The 18,260-nt window shown below is 53.4% G+C and carries 18 protein-coding genes; 7 read left to right on the forward strand and 11 right to left on the reverse strand.

Annotated elements, in window-relative coordinates; genetic code table 11:
* Positions 1 to 37: 37 nt before the first annotated feature.
* On the reverse strand, positions 38 to 940 hold the full coding sequence (locus tag EGT74_RS20505) for a branched-chain amino acid transaminase (RefSeq protein ID WP_123848428.1): 903 nt from the start codon (positions 938 to 940) through the stop codon (positions 38 to 40).
* Between the two features lie 11 nt (positions 941 to 951).
* Between EGT74_RS20505 and EGT74_RS20510 the strand changes: the two genes are divergently transcribed.
* Complete coding sequence (locus tag EGT74_RS20510) at positions 952 to 1,245, forward strand: hypothetical protein (RefSeq protein ID WP_148089631.1); 294 nt, start codon at positions 952 to 954, stop codon at positions 1,243 to 1,245.
* A 152-nt stretch (positions 1,246 to 1,397) separates the two neighbouring features.
* Here the strand turns inward: EGT74_RS20510 and EGT74_RS20515 are convergent, their stop codons facing one another.
* Positions 1,398 to 2,462, reverse strand: a complete 1,065-nt coding sequence (locus tag EGT74_RS20515) for a phosphotransferase enzyme family protein (protein ID WP_123848430.1) — start codon at positions 2,460 to 2,462, stop codon at positions 1,398 to 1,400.
* Positions 2,462 to 3,361, reverse strand: a complete 900-nt coding sequence (locus tag EGT74_RS20520) for a nucleotidyltransferase family protein (RefSeq protein WP_123848431.1) — start codon at positions 3,359 to 3,361, stop codon at positions 2,462 to 2,464. Before EGT74_RS20520 ends, EGT74_RS20515 begins: the two co-directional genes overlap by 1 nt.
* A gap of 306 nt (positions 3,362 to 3,667) precedes the next feature.
* On the opposite strand from EGT74_RS20520, the gene EGT74_RS20525 reads away from it, so the two are divergent.
* The 4 genes from EGT74_RS20525 (at position 3,668) to EGT74_RS20540 (ending at position 8,935) form a co-directional block, all read left to right on the forward strand.
* Positions 3,668 to 5,002 carry an alpha-L-fucosidase gene (locus tag EGT74_RS20525; RefSeq protein WP_123848432.1) on the forward strand — a complete coding sequence of 445 codons (1,335 nt, stop codon included), beginning with the start codon at positions 3,668 to 3,670 and terminating at the stop codon, positions 5,000 to 5,002.
* Positions 5,003 to 5,025: 23 nt separating this feature from the next.
* Positions 5,026 to 7,275 (forward strand): family 20 glycosylhydrolase, encoded by a 2,250-nt coding sequence (locus tag EGT74_RS20530; protein WP_123848433.1) that lies wholly within the window; start codon positions 5,026 to 5,028, stop codon positions 7,273 to 7,275.
* 55 nt (positions 7,276 to 7,330) lie between these two features.
* Entirely contained in the window at positions 7,331 to 8,152 is an 822-nt protein-coding gene (locus tag EGT74_RS20535; protein ID WP_158618242.1) for a 1-aminocyclopropane-1-carboxylate deaminase/D-cysteine desulfhydrase, read from the forward strand.
* A gap of 72 nt (positions 8,153 to 8,224) precedes the next feature.
* On the forward strand, positions 8,225 to 8,935 hold the full coding sequence (locus EGT74_RS20540) for a hypothetical protein (RefSeq protein ID WP_123848435.1): 711 nt from the start codon (positions 8,225 to 8,227) through the stop codon (positions 8,933 to 8,935).
* Between the two features lie 136 nt (positions 8,936 to 9,071).
* Here the strand turns inward: EGT74_RS20540 and lipB are convergent, their stop codons facing one another.
* Positions 9,072 to 9,791 carry a lipoyl(octanoyl) transferase LipB gene (gene lipB / locus EGT74_RS20545; protein WP_123848436.1) on the reverse strand — a complete coding sequence of 240 codons (720 nt, stop codon included), beginning with the start codon at positions 9,789 to 9,791 and terminating at the stop codon, positions 9,072 to 9,074.
* A gap of 59 nt (positions 9,792 to 9,850) precedes the next feature.
* Between lipB and EGT74_RS20550 the strand changes: the two genes are divergently transcribed.
* Together EGT74_RS20550 and EGT74_RS20555 are read left to right on the forward strand one after the other, a co-directional pair.
* The gene (locus EGT74_RS20550; protein WP_220392915.1) at positions 9,851 to 10,915 is read left to right on the forward strand and encodes an RluA family pseudouridine synthase; all 1,065 of its coding nucleotides are present in this window, start codon (positions 9,851 to 9,853) and stop codon (positions 10,913 to 10,915) included.
* 327 nt (positions 10,916 to 11,242) lie between these two features.
* Positions 11,243 to 12,931 (forward strand): T9SS type B sorting domain-containing protein, encoded by a 1,689-nt coding sequence (locus EGT74_RS20555; RefSeq protein ID WP_123848437.1) that lies wholly within the window; start codon positions 11,243 to 11,245, stop codon positions 12,929 to 12,931.
* A 218-nt stretch (positions 12,932 to 13,149) separates the two neighbouring features.
* Here the strand turns inward: EGT74_RS20555 and EGT74_RS20560 are convergent, their stop codons facing one another.
* From EGT74_RS20560 to EGT74_RS20590, 7 genes are all read right to left on the reverse strand, one after another.
* A complete protein-coding gene (locus EGT74_RS20560; protein ID WP_123848438.1) occupies positions 13,150 to 13,986 on the reverse strand; it encodes a hypothetical protein in 837 nt (278 codons plus the stop codon).
* 137 nt (positions 13,987 to 14,123) lie between these two features.
* Complete coding sequence (locus tag EGT74_RS20565) at positions 14,124 to 14,984, reverse strand: anti-sigma factor (RefSeq protein WP_123848439.1); 861 nt, start codon at positions 14,982 to 14,984, stop codon at positions 14,124 to 14,126.
* A gap of 4 nt (positions 14,985 to 14,988) precedes the next feature.
* Positions 14,989 to 15,540: an RNA polymerase sigma factor gene (locus EGT74_RS20570; RefSeq protein WP_123848440.1), complete on the reverse strand. Its 552-nt coding sequence runs from the start codon at positions 15,538 to 15,540 to the stop codon at positions 14,989 to 14,991.
* Between the two features lie 156 nt (positions 15,541 to 15,696).
* Positions 15,697 to 16,275 carry a peptide deformylase gene (gene def / locus EGT74_RS20575; protein WP_123848441.1) on the reverse strand — a complete coding sequence of 193 codons (579 nt, stop codon included), beginning with the start codon at positions 16,273 to 16,275 and terminating at the stop codon, positions 15,697 to 15,699.
* 47 nt (positions 16,276 to 16,322) lie between these two features.
* A complete protein-coding gene (gene ruvX / locus EGT74_RS20580) occupies positions 16,323 to 16,739 on the reverse strand; it encodes a Holliday junction resolvase RuvX (RefSeq protein WP_123848442.1) in 417 nt (138 codons plus the stop codon).
* 85 nt (positions 16,740 to 16,824) lie between these two features.
* Complete coding sequence (locus EGT74_RS20585; RefSeq protein ID WP_123848443.1) at positions 16,825 to 17,691, reverse strand: UbiA-like polyprenyltransferase; 867 nt, start codon at positions 17,689 to 17,691, stop codon at positions 16,825 to 16,827.
* A gap of 9 nt (positions 17,692 to 17,700) precedes the next feature.
* Positions 17,701 to 18,228: an RNA methyltransferase gene (locus EGT74_RS20590; protein WP_181954764.1), complete on the reverse strand. Its 528-nt coding sequence runs from the start codon at positions 18,226 to 18,228 to the stop codon at positions 17,701 to 17,703.
* Positions 18,229 to 18,260: the final 32 nt, after the last annotated feature.

Raw genomic sequence — 18,260 nt, forward strand, 5'->3', positions numbered from 1 at the left:
CTCATAGCCTGGCCCGCCACCCTGCTATTCGTATACACTAGGCCGGAATGGCTTCGCGTTTGAATTCTTTTTCCAGCACTTTCGCTTTGTAAGCCTGCTGAATGACTTTGCCGAGGGAAGAAGCCCAGGGCTTGGTAAAGCCCTGTCCGTCGAGGGAGTCCCATCCGACGATTTCCGCCGCGGTACCGCAGTAGAATACGCTTTCCGCCTGCTTCAGCTCTTCCACGGTGATCTGCTTTTCGATCAGGGGAATACCCAGCTCGCCGCAGATCTCGATCACGGTAGCACGGGTGATGCCGGGCAGGATGTTACCGGGGGCCGGGGTGTAGATCTTACCGTCTTTCTCGTAAAAGAGGTTGGAACCGGGGCCTTCCGCTACAAAACCGTTGATGTCGAGCAGCAGGGCTTCGTCGTATCCTTTTTCCTTGGCTTCCTGGGAGGCGAGGATGGAGTTTACGTACAGACCGGCTGTTTTAGACTCGATCTTGAATGCTTTCGGGTTCGGGCGCTGGTAGGACGACACCATTACACGCAGGAGCTTCTCACCGAGGTAAGCACCCCATTCCCAGGCGCAGATCAGCACGTGGGTGTCCGTAGCGGCTTTGAGGGTCATGTTGGGAGGACAGAAGATCAGGGGGCGGATGTACGCCTCTTCCATATTGTTCAGTTCCAACACTTTATAGCAGGCGGCGATCAGTTCGTCGTTGTTATATTTATAAGGTATGTGTATCAATTCGCAGGAGCGCTTGAAACGGTCGAAGTGCTCTTTGGGTTTAAAGATCTTCACCTCCCCGCTGGCTGTTTTATAAGCGCGGATTCCTTCAAATACTGCGTATCCATAGTGGAGCGACTGACCATACAGGTCAATTTTGGCTTCTGTGGCTTTCTGGTAAGCCCCGTCAAAGTAAAGAATCGTGTTTTCGTTGTAATAGCTATACATATATTTGGAATTTGCACATAAAAAAAGCCTTCCTGGTGGAGGAAGGCGTTTTATTTTCAGTTGTAATTATACACGCTTTTTTATCCTCCAATTGGCTGGCGGGTAATAATGACAACGACGATCACGACGAGCGTAATAGCCCAATTGAGCTGCGGCACGATGTGACTGATTTTGTTATTGTCTTTGTTTACCCACATGGAGGTACAGTTGATTTGTTTATCTCTACAAATGTATTAGTGAATAAAGTAAAAAACAACACAGGGGCCAATATTTTGAGAAAAATCAACCCAGCCCTCGTTTTTTAAAAATATCGAAAACAGAAGGCGATTCATTGAATAAAAATCAAGAAAGTGCTATTTCGGGGGTATACTATCAAATATGAAAGAACCAACCGACCGGGAACAAAAAAGGCCGCAACACCTGGTTGCGGCCCCTATCGATAGATTTAACGCTATACTTATTGTTGCAGGCATTCGTTGATCACCTGCTGCAGCTTCTCCTCTTTCTCCACCAGCCGTTCCAGCAGCGTGAGCTGGTTCATGGCCCGGTTGTAGTTATGCTCCGGGTATTTGATCGGGTAATACACGTCGCCATTGAGGTAATCCGTCAGGAAGCGGATGCCCTGCATATAGATCATGAACTTGCCGGCGTAGAACAGGTGGGCCCGCTCGGTGGCAGACAGCGTGCTGCCTACTTCGGACAGATACCCCTTCATCAGCGCCTCGAAATATTCGTCGCGCACCTCGATGCGGCTGAAATCGCGCTCTTCTTCGGACACGGGGCTCACATAGGTGCGCACCATGTCTCCCAGGTCGGAGATGATCTTGCCGGGCATCAGCGTATCCAGGTCGCACACGCAGATGCCTTCGAAAGTGTCTTTCTGCAGCAGTACGTTATTGATCTTGGTATCGTGGTGCATCAGGCGGTCGCTGAAAGCCGGGTCGGTTTTGAGCGATTCGAACGTGATGGCGATGTCGGAATAGCGCAGGAACTGCTCGATCAGCTTTTCCGCGAACTGCTTCCGCTCGGGTTTCGCCTGGCGGATGGCCTCCTGGAAAGCCGCGTAGCGCAGCGTGAGATTGTGAAAGTTGGGAATGCTGGCCCTGAACTCGTGCAGGTCGATACCATGCAGCAGCCGCGCCATCTTCCCGAACTGCCGCGCCGCTTCGTACGCCTGCTTCGGCGTGTCTGCCTGGTCTACCGACATGGAATCGGGGATGAAGGGGATCATCCGCCAGTACTCTCCGTCGTGCACATACAGCTCTTCCCCTGTGGTGGTGGGGATGGGTGTGATGAAAAGATAGTCCGGGTGGTGTTCCGCCAGGTAATCGGCTGCCAGCCGCTGGTTGCGGGCTATTACGTCCGGCTCCCTGAACACATACGTGTTGATTTTCTGCAGGATGTACTGGCCCTGCGTGCCGCTCAGCAGAAAGGTATTGTTAATGTGGCCGCTGCCGAACTTTTTTACTTCAAAGGCTTCAGGATCCAGTCCGAATGCACTGATAATACTGCCGCTCACCATTACTTCCAGAGATTATCAGGGTATTCGCCATTGTTAACGAGGGCGGAAAGGCTGGCCTGTACGCCCGGTGCGTCTTCTTTATAAGTTACGCCGAACCATTGCGAGCTGGTGGGGATCACCTTCACTTCTCCCATGCCGCCTGCGATGAACTGGTCCACCACGATGGGGATGAAGAATTCGGATTTCGGGTTGGCGATGTTATCGGTCAGGAACTGGTCGAACATCTTTTCGCTGATCGGGAATACGGAGGGAGCGAAACCCCAGAAGTTCATAGACACGGGGGTTTTAGCACCCAGTTCCACTTTTTTATCGCCTTCTTCGTACACGATCTTGCCGTTATCGAGATAGATCTTTGTTCTTTCGGTGATGCCGGCCAGGTTGCCTGTCCCGTTCACCTCGCATACGCCGCGGGATACGGAGCCGTGCTCGCTGATGGTTTTACCCAGCTCATACCCTACCACGCTGTATTTATCGGCTTTGCACTCTTCTTTCAGGAACGCGGCCATTTTCTCAAAGGCGTCGCGGCCGTAGAAGTCGTCTGCGTTGATCACCGCAAAAGGCTCGTTAATGGCGTCTTTCGCGCACAATACCGCGTGGGCGGTGCCCCAGGGCTTGGTACGGTCGGCCGGCACGGCGTGACCGTTCACAAATGCGTCCATATTCTGGAACACATAGTCCGTTTCTACTTTCCCCTTCAGTTTGGGCTCGAATATTTCCTTGAACTCTGCCGCGAAATTCTCGCGTATAATGAATACGATCTTGCCAAAACCCGCGCGGATAGCGTCGTAGATAGAATAATCGATAATCGTTTCTCCGCTGGGGCCAAACTGCTGGATCTGTTTCAGACTTCCATAGCGGCTCGCCATACCGGCCGCAAGAATCAATAATGTCGGTTGCATTTGTTGATATTAGTTTATATTTTTCACTCGAATTAATATCGGGGGCTAAATTTAATCATTAAATTTTTCCCGGAGTTTTTATTTTTTCGTTATTGTTGCGGCGGACTACCATAAACAGACAGTGAACAAAAGCAGATGATAAGCGCCTGAAGGGGTAAAGGTGGCGGTTTTCACCGGCACAAAAAATACTTCTTTCAGTACTTTATTTTTTGCTTCCTATTGATAATAAGGCAGACAAGATGATGGAACAGCGGGCAAATGCCTTTGTGAAAGTTTCGTCTGACCATTAAAAAACAAACTTTACAGATGAAAAGAATCGTAGTGGCGGGAGCCATGGCATTGAGCTTTATCATGCCGGTACAAGCGCAGCAAAAAACCAATCCCGAGGAGATCAAACAAAAAATGCAATGGTTTGCAGACGCCAAACTGGGCATTTTTATCCACTGGGGCATTTATGCGGTGAAGGGGATCGACGAGAGCTGGAGCTTTCACAACAAAAAAATTTCTCATGCAGACTACATGGCGCAGATGAAGGGCTTCACCGCCTCCAAATACGACCCGCAGGCCTGGGCCGCCCTGGTAAAGGAATCCGGTGCGAGATACGCCGTGATCACCACCAAACATCACGACGGTGTAGCGCTGTGGGACACCAAATTCAATAAACTCAGCACCGCCCGCGGCACACCGGCCAAAAGGGATGTGCTCACCCCCTTCTTCGACGCCCTGCGCAAAGAAAACATCAAAGCAGGCGCATATTTCTCGCTGCTCGACTGGACCTACCCGGATTATCCCGGTTTCCTGAAAGACAGCACCCGTTACAAAATCAGCGAACAGCCGAAGCGCTGGGCCAAATTCCAGCAGTTCTACCAGGGCCAGATGGCCGAAGTGATGACCCGCTTCAACCCCGACCTCTGGTGGTTCGACGGCGACTGGGAACACAGCGCGGACGAGTGGCAGGCTACCAAAGTGCGCAAAATGCTCACCGACCACAATCCCAACACCATCATCAACGGCCGCCTCACCGGGTATGGCGATTACGATACGCCCGAACAGAACTTTCCCGTGCAACGCCCCCAGTTCCACTGGTGGGAACTGTGCATGACCATCAATAACAACTGGGGCTACCAGCCGCAGGACACCAACTGGAAAACGCCCTACGAAGTGATCACCATCTTCGCAGACGCCATCAGCAACGGCGGCAACATGCTGCTCGACATCGGCCCGAAAGAAGACGGCACCATCCCGGAGCCCCAGGTGCATGTGCTCAAAGAGCTCGGCAAATGGAACAAAAAACACGACAAGGCGATCTTCGGCACCGTGGGCGGTATTCCCCAGGGCCATTTCTACGGGCCCACCACCCTGTCGAAAGATTCCACCACCCTGTACCTCTTCCTGCCCGGCAACGTCAGCGGGAAAGTGATGGTCAAAGGACTCGACAACAAGATAGAGGATATCACCGTAGTAGGGAACGGCGCCAAACTGTCGCACAAAATAGTCGGCAAAATTTCGTGGAGCCCTGTGCCCGGCCTCGTTTACATCACCGTGCCCGCCAACGTGCAGGATGAATATATGACCGTGCTGGAGCTGAAGCTGGACAAGCCGGTGAAGCTCTACCGGGGCAAGGGTGGCCTGAATGGATAAAACACCAAGTATTAACAACTGATATGAAAAAAACACTTCTTTCCGCTTTCGCTGCGCTGGCCTTCTTTACGGGAACGGCGCAGCAAAAGCAACCCTTGCTGTCCCTGATTCCCGAACCGCAATCCGTACAAACATTGCAGGGCCAGGTGTTCATCACGCCCCAGATGAAATACTTCACGAACGGCGCCGGCGCTGAAAAGGCCGCTACCCTGTTCAACCTTTTCCTGAAAGCCAACTACGGCTACTCCCTCGAAAAAGGCACCATGCAAAACAGCACGCTGATTTTTTCCGAAGACGAAGCCCTGCCCGAAGAGGGCTACCAGCTGACGGCGGCAAAGAACAAGATCGTGCTGCAGGGCCGCGCGGCAGGCCTGTTTTACGGCGTGCAAACACTGGAACAAATGCTGCCGGACGCTGTCAAAAACAGGATCGCCGTGCCGTCCGTAACCATCAAAGACGAGCCGCGGTTCGCCTACCGCGGGCTGATGCTCGATGTGGGGCGTTATTTCTACCCGGTAGCGTACGTGAAGCAGTTCATCGACGTGATGGCCCATTACAAACTCAACCGCTTTCACTGGCACCTCACGGAAGACCAGGGTTGGCGCATCGAGATCAAAAAGTATCCCCTGCTGCAGAGCGTAGCGTCCAAACGGAAGGAAACCAGCAAAGGTCACCTGCGCGAAGGCAAGTTCGACGGCAAACCGTACGGCGGGTATTATACGCAGGAAGAAGTGAAAGATATCGTGCAATATGCGGCTGACCGTTTCATTACGGTAGTGCCGGAAATCGAAATGCCCGGTCACGCACAGGCCGCGCTGGCCGCGTATCCCGAGCTGGGCTGCACCGGCGGGCCTTATGAAGTGTCTACCAAATGGGGCGTGCATAAGGAAGTGTTCTGCGCCGGCAACGACAAGGTATTTACTTTCCTGGAAGATGTGCTCACGGAAGTGCTGCCCCTTTTCCCCGGCAAGTATGTGCACATCGGCGGCGACGAATGCCCGAAAGACCGCTGGAAAGCCTGTCCCAAATGCCAGGCGCGCATCAAGGCGCTCGGCCTGAAAGACGAACACGAGCTGCAGAGTTATTTCATCCAGCGCATGGAAAAATTCCTCAACAGCAAAGGCCGCAAGATCATCGGCTGGGATGAAATCCTCGAAGGCGGCCTCGCGCCGGATGCCACCGTGATGAGCTGGCGCGGCGAAGCCGGTGGTATCGCTGCGGCACAGCAGAAGCACGATGTGATCATGACGCCGAACACCTATCTCTACCTCGACTACCTGCAGGGCAGTTCCGCTACCGAGCCCCTGGGCATCGGCGGCTTCCTGCCGCTGGAGCGGGTGTACAGCTATGAGCCCTATCCCGCCTCGCTCAGCGCATCCGAAAAACAATACATCAAAGGCGTACAGGGTAACGTATGGAGCGAGTATATCCCCGACGGTAAAACGGCGGATTATTTCACCTACCCGCGCGCCCTGGCACTGGCGGAAATATCCTGGAGCCCGGCGGACAAGAAGAATTATTCGCGCTTCACCGGCGCACTGCCGCAGCGTCTGGCTGCATTGCAGGCACGCGGCGTCAGCTTCCGCATCCCTGAATCGCCCGGTGAAGACGTGCAGGTACTGGCCGACAACGGCAGCGTAACGGCAGACCTTACGCCCGCAGTAGCCGGCGCCAAAGTGTATTACACCACCGACGGCACTATTCCTTCCACCGGCAGCGCCCTGTTCACCAAAGCCCTTACCATCAGCCAGCCCATGACACTGAAATACGTGGTGGTATTGGCGGATGGGAGAAGCAGCGCCGTATACACCAGAACATATATCCGCAAGCGTTATAAAAACGCGCAGCCGGTGAATGCCGTCAACAAAGGCATCCGCTTCAACGCTTATTACAGGACCTTCAACCAGGCGAAAAACACGGGCGGCAAAGCTGATTCCACCGGCATATTGCCGACGATCGACATCCGCCCCTTTATCGCAAAGGTGACCTTCGGCGTTACGTACGAAGGATATGTAAAGGTGGATACGGACGGCGTGTATGAGTTCAAAACCAATTCAGACGACGGTTCCCTGCTGTACATCGATGATGAGCTGGTGGTGGACAACGACGGGGAACACGCGCCCACCGAAAAAACAGGGCTGATCCCCCTCCGCACGGGCATGCACAAGATACGCGTGCAGTATTTCGATGCCGGCGGCGATCAGCAGCTGCAGGTGAGCTTTGGGCTGAAAGGCAAACAAAGCGTTAATTTGCGGAATGCACTTTTCTACTGAGAACATACTGCAACCTTTTCATACCACATGGCTGCCTGCGGAAACTCAGGCAGCCATGTTGCGTTTGGACCGGTTGCACCCGGTAGTTTCGGGCAATAAGTGGTTCAAGCTGAAATACAACCTGCTGGCGGCCACAGGCAGGCCCGTTGTTACGTTCGGCGGCGCTTACTCCAACCACCTGGTAGCCACCGCTGCGGCCTGTCGTGAACAGGGCATTGCCTGCACCGGCGTGGTACGCGGCGAACAACCCGCTGTGCCCGGCCACACGCTGCAGCAGGCCGGAGAAATGGGGATGCAGCTGGTGTTTGTGAGCCGCGACGATTACCGGCGGCTGACGCAGCAGGGAGATGCATCAGCCGTATACCGTATCACCGGCGCCCGCGATGCATACGTGATACCAGAAGGCGGCCATAACGCGCTCGGCGTGAAAGGCTGTGAAGAAATATTGCCGCTGGCCGGCGGGGCAAGCTTCACACACGTGATCTGCGCCGTAGGCACCGGCACCACGCTGGCGGGCCTCATCAACTCCGCCACCTCGCAACAGGTAACAGGCATCTCTGTGCTGAAAGGCGCATTTTCACTGAACAACAGTACTGCAGAACTGATACATCCCGGAAATCGTACATCCTGGCAGCTACTACACGATTTTCACGAAGGCGGTTATGGTAAAATCAGCGAACGGCTGATCGGTGATATGAATGATTTTTACCGGCAAACAACTATTCAGACAGACCGGGTATATACCGGAAAACTGGTACTGGCCGTGCGGTTGTTGCTCGCCGAAAATTTTTTCCCGCCCGGCAGCCGCTTGCTGCTCATTCATTCCGGTGGCCTGCAGGGCAATGAATCGCTGGCCCCCGGCGTTCTATGTTACTAAATAAAAACGGGTGCCGTATATTTGGGCATCAGAATTGTATTTTTGCCAACTTAAGCATTTTGGATGTACTGTATGAAGCAGACTGTTAGAAGTATCATAGCCATCGTGATTTTTATAGGTACCATTACCACTGCAAGGGCTCAACAAGCACCCACCGTTCCCGTTCTGCCTAATTTCCAGGCGTTGATCAAGCCGGGAAAGATCCAGCTGGACTGGATTTCCGGCTTTCCGAACACCGCGCAGATCGGTATCCAGCGCTCGCTCGACAGTGTGCTGAACTTCACCACCATCGGTTATGCCAGCTATCCTACAGAAAGCCGGAATGCTTACCTCGACAACAAACCTTTACCTGGCAAAAGCTACTACCGTCTGTTCATCCTCTTTAAAGACAACCGTTTCATGTACAGTAAAACGGTGCTGGCCGTACCGGATTCCACCATTTCGGGAACCACCATACTGGGGGCCGGCGACATCACCAATGCCACGCCCGGGGCTACCGGCACACAGTCCGCCGTTCCCTGGAAACCTTCTCCTTACATCTACACCACGGCCGACGGCAATGTGAACATCCGCCTGCCACAGGCGCCGCAAAAAAAATACAGCATTAAATTCTTCGAGCCCACCGGTACCTTCCTGTTCGAAGTGGAACAGGTAACCGAGCCCTTCCTCATCCTGGAAAAGGCCACCTTCATGCATGCCGGCTGGTTTAATTTCGAGATTTACGAAGACGGGAAACTGTTCGAAAAGTGGAGTGTGTTCATTCCGCTGAACTACAGGAATTAATGGCGTTCAAACGCTGTTGCATGCCCATACAGGAGCATATGCAAACAATGAGGCTGACCACTGCATTGCAACCGTTGGTAACCGCCGGGGAACAAGTAAATGCAAATTAGTTTGTATCGAGAGGGGCCTCCATGCCTCAATGCACCACCTCTACTGGCAACAGTTCCGCTTCAAACACTTCCGCGAAATAACGGGTGATTTTTTCTTTTACTGCTTCCATCGGCACGGTGCGGCCGATCTCTTTATGGAGCGAGGTCACCTGCTTGCCTACAATGCCGCAGGCGATGATATTGTTGAAATAATCCAGGTTGGTATTGATGTTGACGGCGAAGCCGTGCATGGTTACCCAGCGGCTGCAGCGCACGCCCATGGCGCAGATCTTGCGTGCCCGCCCGGGAATGTCGGCGTCTATCCAGACGCCCGTTTCGCCTTTGGAGCGGCCCGCGGTGATGCCATAATCAGCCAGCATGCGGATGATCACCTCTTCCAGCAGGCGGAGATATTTGCCGATATCGGTAAAGAACAGTTCCAGGTCGATGATGGGGTAGCCCACTACCTGCCCTTCTCCGTGGAAGGTGATGTCGCCCCCGCGGTTGGTCTGTACGAATTCGATGCCTTTTTCCTGTAACTGGGTATTGCTAATGAGGAGGTGCTCCATGTGCCCGCTTTTACCAATGGTATATACGGGAGGATGTTCGCAAAACAACAAATGGTGTTGCGTTACGGCATTGGTTTCCAGTCCGTTGCGCAAATCTGCCTTCACCTGCACATTTTCCTGCAACAGCCGCTCCTGGTAGTCCCAGGCGGCCTGGTAGGGCATCCGCCCCAGATCTTTCACCCTTATCTGCTGTTTCATCCGCTTATGATTCGCCTGCAAAGATAACTATAAGCTATCTTTGCAAAAATTTTTAGTCAATGAGCGATCAAATGCAGGAGTTGCTGGAAGACGAACTGGAGAACGGCGAAGGCAGCGAGGAAATATACGAGCGGGTGAACCTTGTGGTAGACAAGGGCCAGGAGCCCCTGCGGATCGACAAATTCATCCAGAACCGCATCGAGGGCGCCACCCGCAGCAAAGTGCAGCAGGCCATCGAGGCCGGCATGGTGCTGGTGAACGACAAACCGGTGAAATCCAACTACAAGGTGCGGCCACTCGACCGGCTGATCGTGTATTCCACCAAAAACCCGGAAAGCACGGAAGTAAAACCGGAAAACATCCCGCTGAACATCGTGTTCGAAGACGACGATATCCTCATCATCAATAAACCGCCCGGCATGGTGGTGCACCCCGGCTGCGGCAACTATACCGGCACCCTGGTGAACGCCCTCGCCTATTACCTCGGCGACGATAAAGTGAATGCCACGGAGCCGGTCATCCCCCGCTTCGGGCTGGTGCACCGCATCGACAAAAACACCAGCGGCCTGCTGGTAGTGGCCAAGTCAGAAAAAGCCATGACCGACCTGGCCAAACAGTTTTTCGACCATACGGTGCAGCGCCGGTACCTGGCGCTGGTTTGGGGCGATTTTGAAGAAGATAAAGGCACGGTGGTCGCCCATGTGGGCCGGCACCAGCGTTTCCGGAAGATCATGGACGCCTACCCGGACGGTGAATACGGCAAGGAAGCCATCACCCACTATGAAGTACTGGAGCGCTTCAACTATGTGAGCCTCATTGCCTGCCGGCTCGAAACCGGCCGCACGCACCAGATCCGTGTGCATATGCAGCATATCGGCCATTCCCTGTTCAACGACGATACCTACGGCGGCGACCGTATCGTGAAAGGCACCATTTTCGCCAAATACAAACAGTTCGTGGAAAACTGCTTCGAGATCATGCCCCGCCATGCCCTCCATGCGCAGACGCTGGGCTTCATTCACCCCCGCACCCGGAAACCCGTGTTGTTCGAAAGCGAACTGCCTGCCGATTTTGCCGGCGTACTGGAAAAGTGGAGAAGATACCGGCGGAAGGACGACGAATGATTATTCGTAAATCCTCTGAATCTCAAGGAAAACGCTTCCCGTGGATACTTTTTTATCGCCGTTACCAGTAACAGAATCAGGAAATGTGTTTTCATGTTAAAGATTCCAGGTCATGATTTCGGATGATACCCGCTGTTTTTGATCAACCTCCGGCAAAGTGATACCGGGGTGTACTAAATACTTCTCTTCAGGCGTTCCTGAATTGGAAAAAGTTACACGAGGATCATGAAAAGTTGCTGTTCACCCCTCGCCCCAAGCTTAATTCAGGCTTACCTATTTTATTAAAAACATTCTACATATCAATATTTCTACTAATTTAGAGGCGCAATGGTTCCGACGAAAAACCTCCTGATAATTATCCTGACTATCCTGCTGGCGGCCCCGTTTACCGCTCGCTCAGGCGCCCCGTCCCTGCTGACCAATTTCACCTACAATACTACCTGTACGGGCGAAGAGGTGGAGTTCACCATCACCGACCCGGTCAACGATATCGATTCCGTTAAATGGTATTTCGTGAGCCCGCCGCTGTTGCCGACGGACTCGTCCGATCTGATCACCGGGGCCACCCATATTTACCCGGCCCCCGGCACCTACACCGTTACATTGAAAGTTTACAGGAACGGGGTGGAAGATATCACCACCGTTCCGATCACCATTGTAGATCGCCGCGGCGTAGACCTCGGGCCCGTGAACCTGACGCTTTGCGAAAACGCCACGCACGACCTGGTGGTGCCTTACGACGCCGCCGCCGTGTATACCTGGTATTTTGCGGAAGATACCGTGGTGGGCACCAACGTGTTCACCGTCACCGAGCCGGGCACGTATTACGTGGCGTACAACGGCTGTCGTGAACTGGATTCCATCAACATTTTTCATTCCCTCATCCCGGACATTGACCTGGGCCCCGACCGGGTCCTCTGCAATAACGAACTGCTGACGCTCGACGCTACGGCGCAAAACGCCACGTACCTGTGGAGCACCGGCGAAACCACCCCCACGATCATCGCCAATTCCAGCAACGTCACCACCACCTACAGTGTGTCTGTAGACGTGGCGGGATGCGGCACCTACACCGACCAGGTGACCCTCACTTTCCAGGGAACGCCCTACCCTTTCAGTCTCGGCGCCGATACGCTGCTGTGCGCAGGTGAAACGGTAACCCTGAACGCCACCCGCCCCGAAGCTACTTCCTACCGGTGGAACACCGGTTCGCGCAACCCGCAGATTACGGTGAACCGCGGCGGCGCGTATTCGGTGTTTGTGACCATCAACGGGTTCTGCGACGTGGTGGACACCATGGAAGTGCGATACAGCCGGCTACGGCCCTTCAGCCTGGGTAACGACACCACCATGTGTTATGGCAACTTCCTTGTGCTCACCGCCGACCACGGCACCGGCAATTATCTCTGGCAGGACGGTTCCGACCAGGCGACCTATCACGTGGACAGCTCGGGCTACTATTACGTGACGGTACAGATCGGCCGGTGCGTGGAAAAAGACACCATCCGCGTAGACTTCCAGGACAGCCTGCGGGTAACGCTGGGAGAAGACACTACGCTGTGCATCGGTGAAACCCTGCGCCTGGTACCGAGGGGAGCCGGTGATAATTACAAATGGCAGGACAGTACCTCCGTAGCCAACTTCCTGGTAACGCAGCCCGGCATCTACGCCATCGTGGCGCAGAATGTGTGTAACCGCGCCACTGATTCGGTGACCGTTTATTACCAGGACTGTGACTGCACCGTGTTTTTACCCAACGCCTTCACACCCAATGGCGACGGGCGCAACGATTATTTCAGACCCGTATACCGCTGCCAGATAGGGCAATACAAACTGAGCATTTACAACCGCTGGGGTGAGTTTATCTTCCATACCACAGACCCGAGGGTAGGCTGGAACGGCCTGTACAACGGCTCTCCCGCCGCCATGAACACATACGTGTGGGTGCTGGAATATGTAGACGAGCTGAATTTGAAGAAGTATAACAAAACAGGGACGATCACCCTGATACGATAAGATGGATAGGCGGAGGAGCACAAAACCGGACAATCATCCTGATACGATCATATTGGGTGCCGGCATATGTGGATGAGCTGAATTCAGGAAAATAACAAAACGGGCATTATCACCCCCGATGCGATAAAAGAAAAAATCCCTCCCCGGGCGAGTACCTTGGGAGGGATTTTGCTTTTACGGTTGATATCTGATTCTCCGACGCCCTTCGGCAACGGATGCTACTTCTCAAACGCCGAGAACTTCGCTGTAAACACGGCCGTTTCGCGCTTTTTAAAAGGCACGTTCCAGGTGCCGTTGTAGGTGATGAGCGCGGGCAGCAGCAGGTCGCCCATTTTCGTCATCTGCACGTTCATCTTCACATTAAAATCGAACACAAGGGTTCTGTACGACAGGGAATACCTGCGCCCCACGATTTCCATGGTTTCCTTGTTGAAATAGGTGATCAGCTCGTCATATACTATTTCCGCGCGGTCCATGGCGCTCATATTCTTGCGCATCACGGCGCTGAACACGTAACATTCCGCACCGGCGTAGGTAGCTGCTTTGATGGAAAAATCATAATAGCGCATGAGGGCCGGATCGAACACGGCCACTTTGCTGCCCACTACAGGCACGCCGGAAATGGGTTTACCGGGATTGAAAATCAGTTGTTTAAGCTGTGATTTATGCCGGGCCAGGCTGCCTTTGGCGGAGCCGCCTTCCTCATTGCACACCGTGCCTTTGGTGAAAAACAGGTTGGCGTAGAGCTCGGCGGTGTAGTAGTTGTAATCGCCTTTGCGGTTATAGAAATCTCCGGTGGTCTGTTCGTCGAGCACGTCCATTTTGCGGCAGTTGCCGGTCATGACCTGGCGGGTATGCGATTTGAGGGAGGCGATGGTTTTACCGCCGGCCTTGTCGGTGATGCGGATGTCATTATCGGCCGTAAACCCTACGATGCGGAGATTTTTGAACGCGCGGTAAAAGGTGGTATCGTCTTCCACACGTTTGATGAAACCGTTTACGTCGAAGCCTATACGCTTTGCATTGATCACCACCTCGTCGAGGTTAATCGTCATGCCTTTATAAATAGCTGTGTCCTGGGCTTTTGAATGGATGCACGGCAACAATAATAACAGTAGCAGGAATCTTTGCATCTGGCAAATGTAAGAAATTTTTGCAGCGCGGAATTTGCGCGGAGGGCTGATGCAGGCAATCAGGTGCCTACTTTACCGGCTACGTACATAGCGGTGAGTGTGGGGGTGGGACTGCCGCCTTTCTTTTCGAGGGTAACGGCATATAATTGTGCGCCAGGCACAAATTTCACTTTCTGGAATCCTTTCGCGGCCTCGCCCATTTCGAACACGCCGGCATCCACCGGCACGTTGTTCACGATGCCCCAGAGCTGGTACTGCTGGTCGGCAGGCGGTTCCGGCAGGTTGCTGATGGTCAGGTAAGCGTCTGCGGATTTCGGATTGATGTAAACGGTGGCGAGTAAGTTCGGGCGGGATTTGGAAGCGGTGTACATGCGCACCATTTTCATATCGGCCTGGCGCAGGCGGTCGAGCATTTCTTCGGCCTGCTGCACTTTGGTCTGGTACACGCCTTTATCGGCCACCATTTTTTCCTGGTCGAACAGCAGCGCCTGGTATTTATTTTTCCATTCGGCTACGCTGTTGTAGTAATTGAAGTTGAAATAAACGCTGGCGATCAGGCCGATAATAGCGGCGGCGGCCACGTATTGCCATGCGGCGCTGACGAGGCGTTTTTCCTTCACCGGCTCTTCTTCGGCAGCGGCATAGCTGTAGGTTTCTTCCGAACCACCGCTTACGGGCACGATGGTGTCTGCCCCTTCGCCTGTCAGCCGCTGGAAGATGCGGTCTTTCACCGGTTCGGGCGGCGCGATGGAAAACAGTTGCACGTACTTCTCCATATCAAGCTGGGCGGCATCCACCGCAGCTTTTATGTCCGGGCTCTGGGCCATCGCAGCCTGCAGCTCCCTGACCTCCTGGTCGGTAGCCAAGCCAACTACGTAGCTTTCGATGATACCGGATGATATGTAACGTTGTACGTCCACTTTGCTATACCTGTTTTAGTATATTCCTCAATTGAATAATGGCATTCCTCATTCTGGTCTTTACGGTACCCAAAGGAATGTCCAGCACCCGGGCAATTTCTTCCTGGGTACATCCCTTGTAGTATGCTAGGTCAATAATAGTCCGCTGTTCTTTGTTGAGCTTTTCAATCACCTTGGCGAGCCCGAGGTGGTCCACAGAAGGATGAACTGTTAACTGACTTGTATGTGCATATACGTCATTCCCCAGCTCCTGGATTTTCTGATCCAGCTTGTGCGCTTTTGAGCGAAGCGCATCAATGGCAGTATTGCGGGCGATATTGAGCATCCAGGTAAAAAGACGCCCTTTTTCCGCATCATATTTTTCGATTCCGCGCCAGATCTTCAGGAAAACTTCCTGGAGCACGTCGCTGGCCGCATTTTCATCGTTGAGGACTTTGAGAACAACGCCGTATAAGGCTGGAGAATAATGATCATACAGATAGCCGAATATCGTTTGGTCATGGTTCCGAAGCCCCTGTACCAGTTCAAGTTCAGTATATGTATTAGAAGTTCCCAAATGATATAGATCAGAAATATTGGCACTAAAATAATGAAAAATATTACAATATGAAATTCTTAGGCATAAATATTTTTTATAATTGTTAATGAAAGGTCAAACGTGCCCGGAAACATACCCGCATAAAAAAAGGCCCTTCGCAAGGCCTCTTTTTCGTTACCTGGGGAAAGTCATTTTGTAATCCACTTTGATCTTCCCTTTTGAAATATCATCCAGCTTGCCTTTCAGCAGGCGTTTTTTGAGCGGTTTGAGGTAGTCGATGAAGAGTTTGCCCTCGATGTGATCGTACTCATGAAAAATAACGCGGGCGGTGATGCCATGGAACGTGCGTTCGTGCTGCTTGAAATTTTCATCCATGTACCGGATCTTCACCTTTTCGGGGCGGCTCACGTCTTCCCTGATTTTGGGAATGCTGAGGCAGCCTTCCTGGTACGCCCATTCGTCTCCTTCGGTATCAACGATCTTTGCGTTGATGAATACCTGTTTGATGCCGTGATCGCCGGGATAGGCATTGGTTTCATCTTCTTCGAGATTATTGATGATCTGCTCACTGTCCACTACGAACAGGCGGATGGGCTTGTTGACCTGCGGGGCGGCGAGGCCTACCCCGTTGGAAGCATACATGGTTTCCCACATATTGTCGATGAGCTTCTGCAAATCCGGGTATTCCGGCGTAATGTCCTGGCTGACCTCTCTTAAAACCGGGGCGCCGTAGGCTACTATTGGTAATATCATGTTAAATCGAAATCGTACAAGAAAATGCAAAAATAGGAATTTTCACCTTACCCGGCATGGTATTGCAGGTACTCCTGCAGGATGATGGTGGCGCTGATCTCGTCCACGAGACCTTTCTGCTGCCGGTCCTTTTTCTTCAGGCCGCTGTCGATCATGCTCTGGAAGGCCATTTTGGAAGTGAAGCGCTCATCTACCTGTTTAATGGGCATCTGCGGAAAATGTTTCTGCAGGATGCGCACACATTCCTGCACCAGGGCAGTGGCATCGGTAGCACTGCCGTCGAGGTTGCGGGGCATGCCGATGAGAATGAGCTCTACCGCCTCGGCCGCGAAATATTTTTTCAGGTAAGGCACCAGCTCGTGCGAAGGAATGGTGCCGAGCCCGCTGGCGATGATCTTCAGCGGATCGGTAACGGCCAGGCCCGTGCGTTTTTTCCCGTAATCTATCGCCAGTATTCTGGGCATGCGTCGTCGTTTTTATGGGTTTAGCCAGCCGGTGCCATGCTCCGGGGCGGCGTTTGAATGTAAATAAATTTTCAGGACACGGGGCTCAGCCTAAAATCAGCATGTCGGCAATCGCGAACACGGCATACACCACGCTGGCAACGCCGTTGGTGGTCATAAACGCGAGGTTCACGCGCGAAAGGTCGTTGGGCTTCACCAGCCGGTGCTGCATCAGCAGCATCAGCACGAACACCCCGGCGCCAATCCAGTACAGCCAATGAAACCCGCCCAGTAAACCGATGGTGACCGCCAGCGCCGCGGCTACAAGGTGCAGCGCCTCCGAAAAACGCAGGCCGCCCGCTTTTCCCAGCCAGGCCGGGATGGAATGCAGCTGCTGCGATCTATCGAACTCTTCGTCCTGCAAGGCATAAATGATATCGAAACCCGATACCCAGCAGAGCACCATCACGCTCAGCAGCACCGGCAGCAGGGCAAAGTACCCTGTTACCGCCAGGAAAGCGCCAATGGGCGCCAGCGACAGACCTACGCCCAATACGAGATGGCAGAGGGCGGTGAAACGTTTGGTATAACTATATCCCAGCACCACGAGCAATGCTACGGGTGAAAGCAGGAAACAGATCAGGTTGATGAACCAGGTGGTGGCGATAAACAGCAGCGCATTGCCGATCACAAAATACAGGGCATTGCCGGAAGATATGACGCCGGCGGGAATTTCGCGCTGCGCCGTACGGGGGTTCTTTTTATCGAACTCCGCATCCAGCCAGCGGTTGAAGGCCATCGCCGCACTACGGGCAAATACCATGCACAGCACTACCAGCAGCAGCTTGGTCCAGTCGAACGAATGCCCCGCCCACGATACCGCCATAAAAAAGCCGGTCAGCGCGAAAGGCATGGCAAAAATGGTGTGACTGAATTTCACCAGGGAGAGATAGTGCTTGATGGTGGTGGACATGGTACGAATTTACTTTTTTAATTTACAGAACAGGTCCCATACTACAATGCCGGCGCTCACGGAAATGTTCAGCGAATGTTTCATGCCGAGCTGGGGGATTTCGATGCAGCCGTCCGCCTGTTTGATCACCTCCGCGTCTACCCCGCTCACTTCGTTGCCGAACACCAGGGCCAGCGGCGCGGCCGGTGGCTGGAAACCGTCGAGCATCACGCTACTGGAGGCCTGTTCGATGGCCATGATGGCGTATCCTTCCTGCCGCAGGGCCTGCACGGCTTCGAGGGTGGTGGGATAATACTGCCACTCCACCGTTTCGGTGGCCCCCAGGGCCGTTTTCTGGATGTCGCGGTGCGGCGGCACCGGGGTGTAGCCGCATAAAATAATACCCTGTAAAAGGAACGCGTCTGCCGTTCTGAAAACGGAGCCCACGTTATGCATACTCCGCACATTGTCGAGCACGAGCACCAACGGCGTTTTGTCGGCCGCCTTGAATTCGGCCACCGTTTTCCGCCCCAGTTCCTCCATATTTAACTTGCGCATGCCTGCAAAGATAATTTTAATTACCGAACGGA

It is taken from the genome of Chitinophaga lutea (assembly GCF_003813775.1).
GTDB classification, from domain to species: Bacteria; Bacteroidota; Bacteroidia; order Chitinophagales; family Chitinophagaceae; genus Chitinophaga; species Chitinophaga lutea.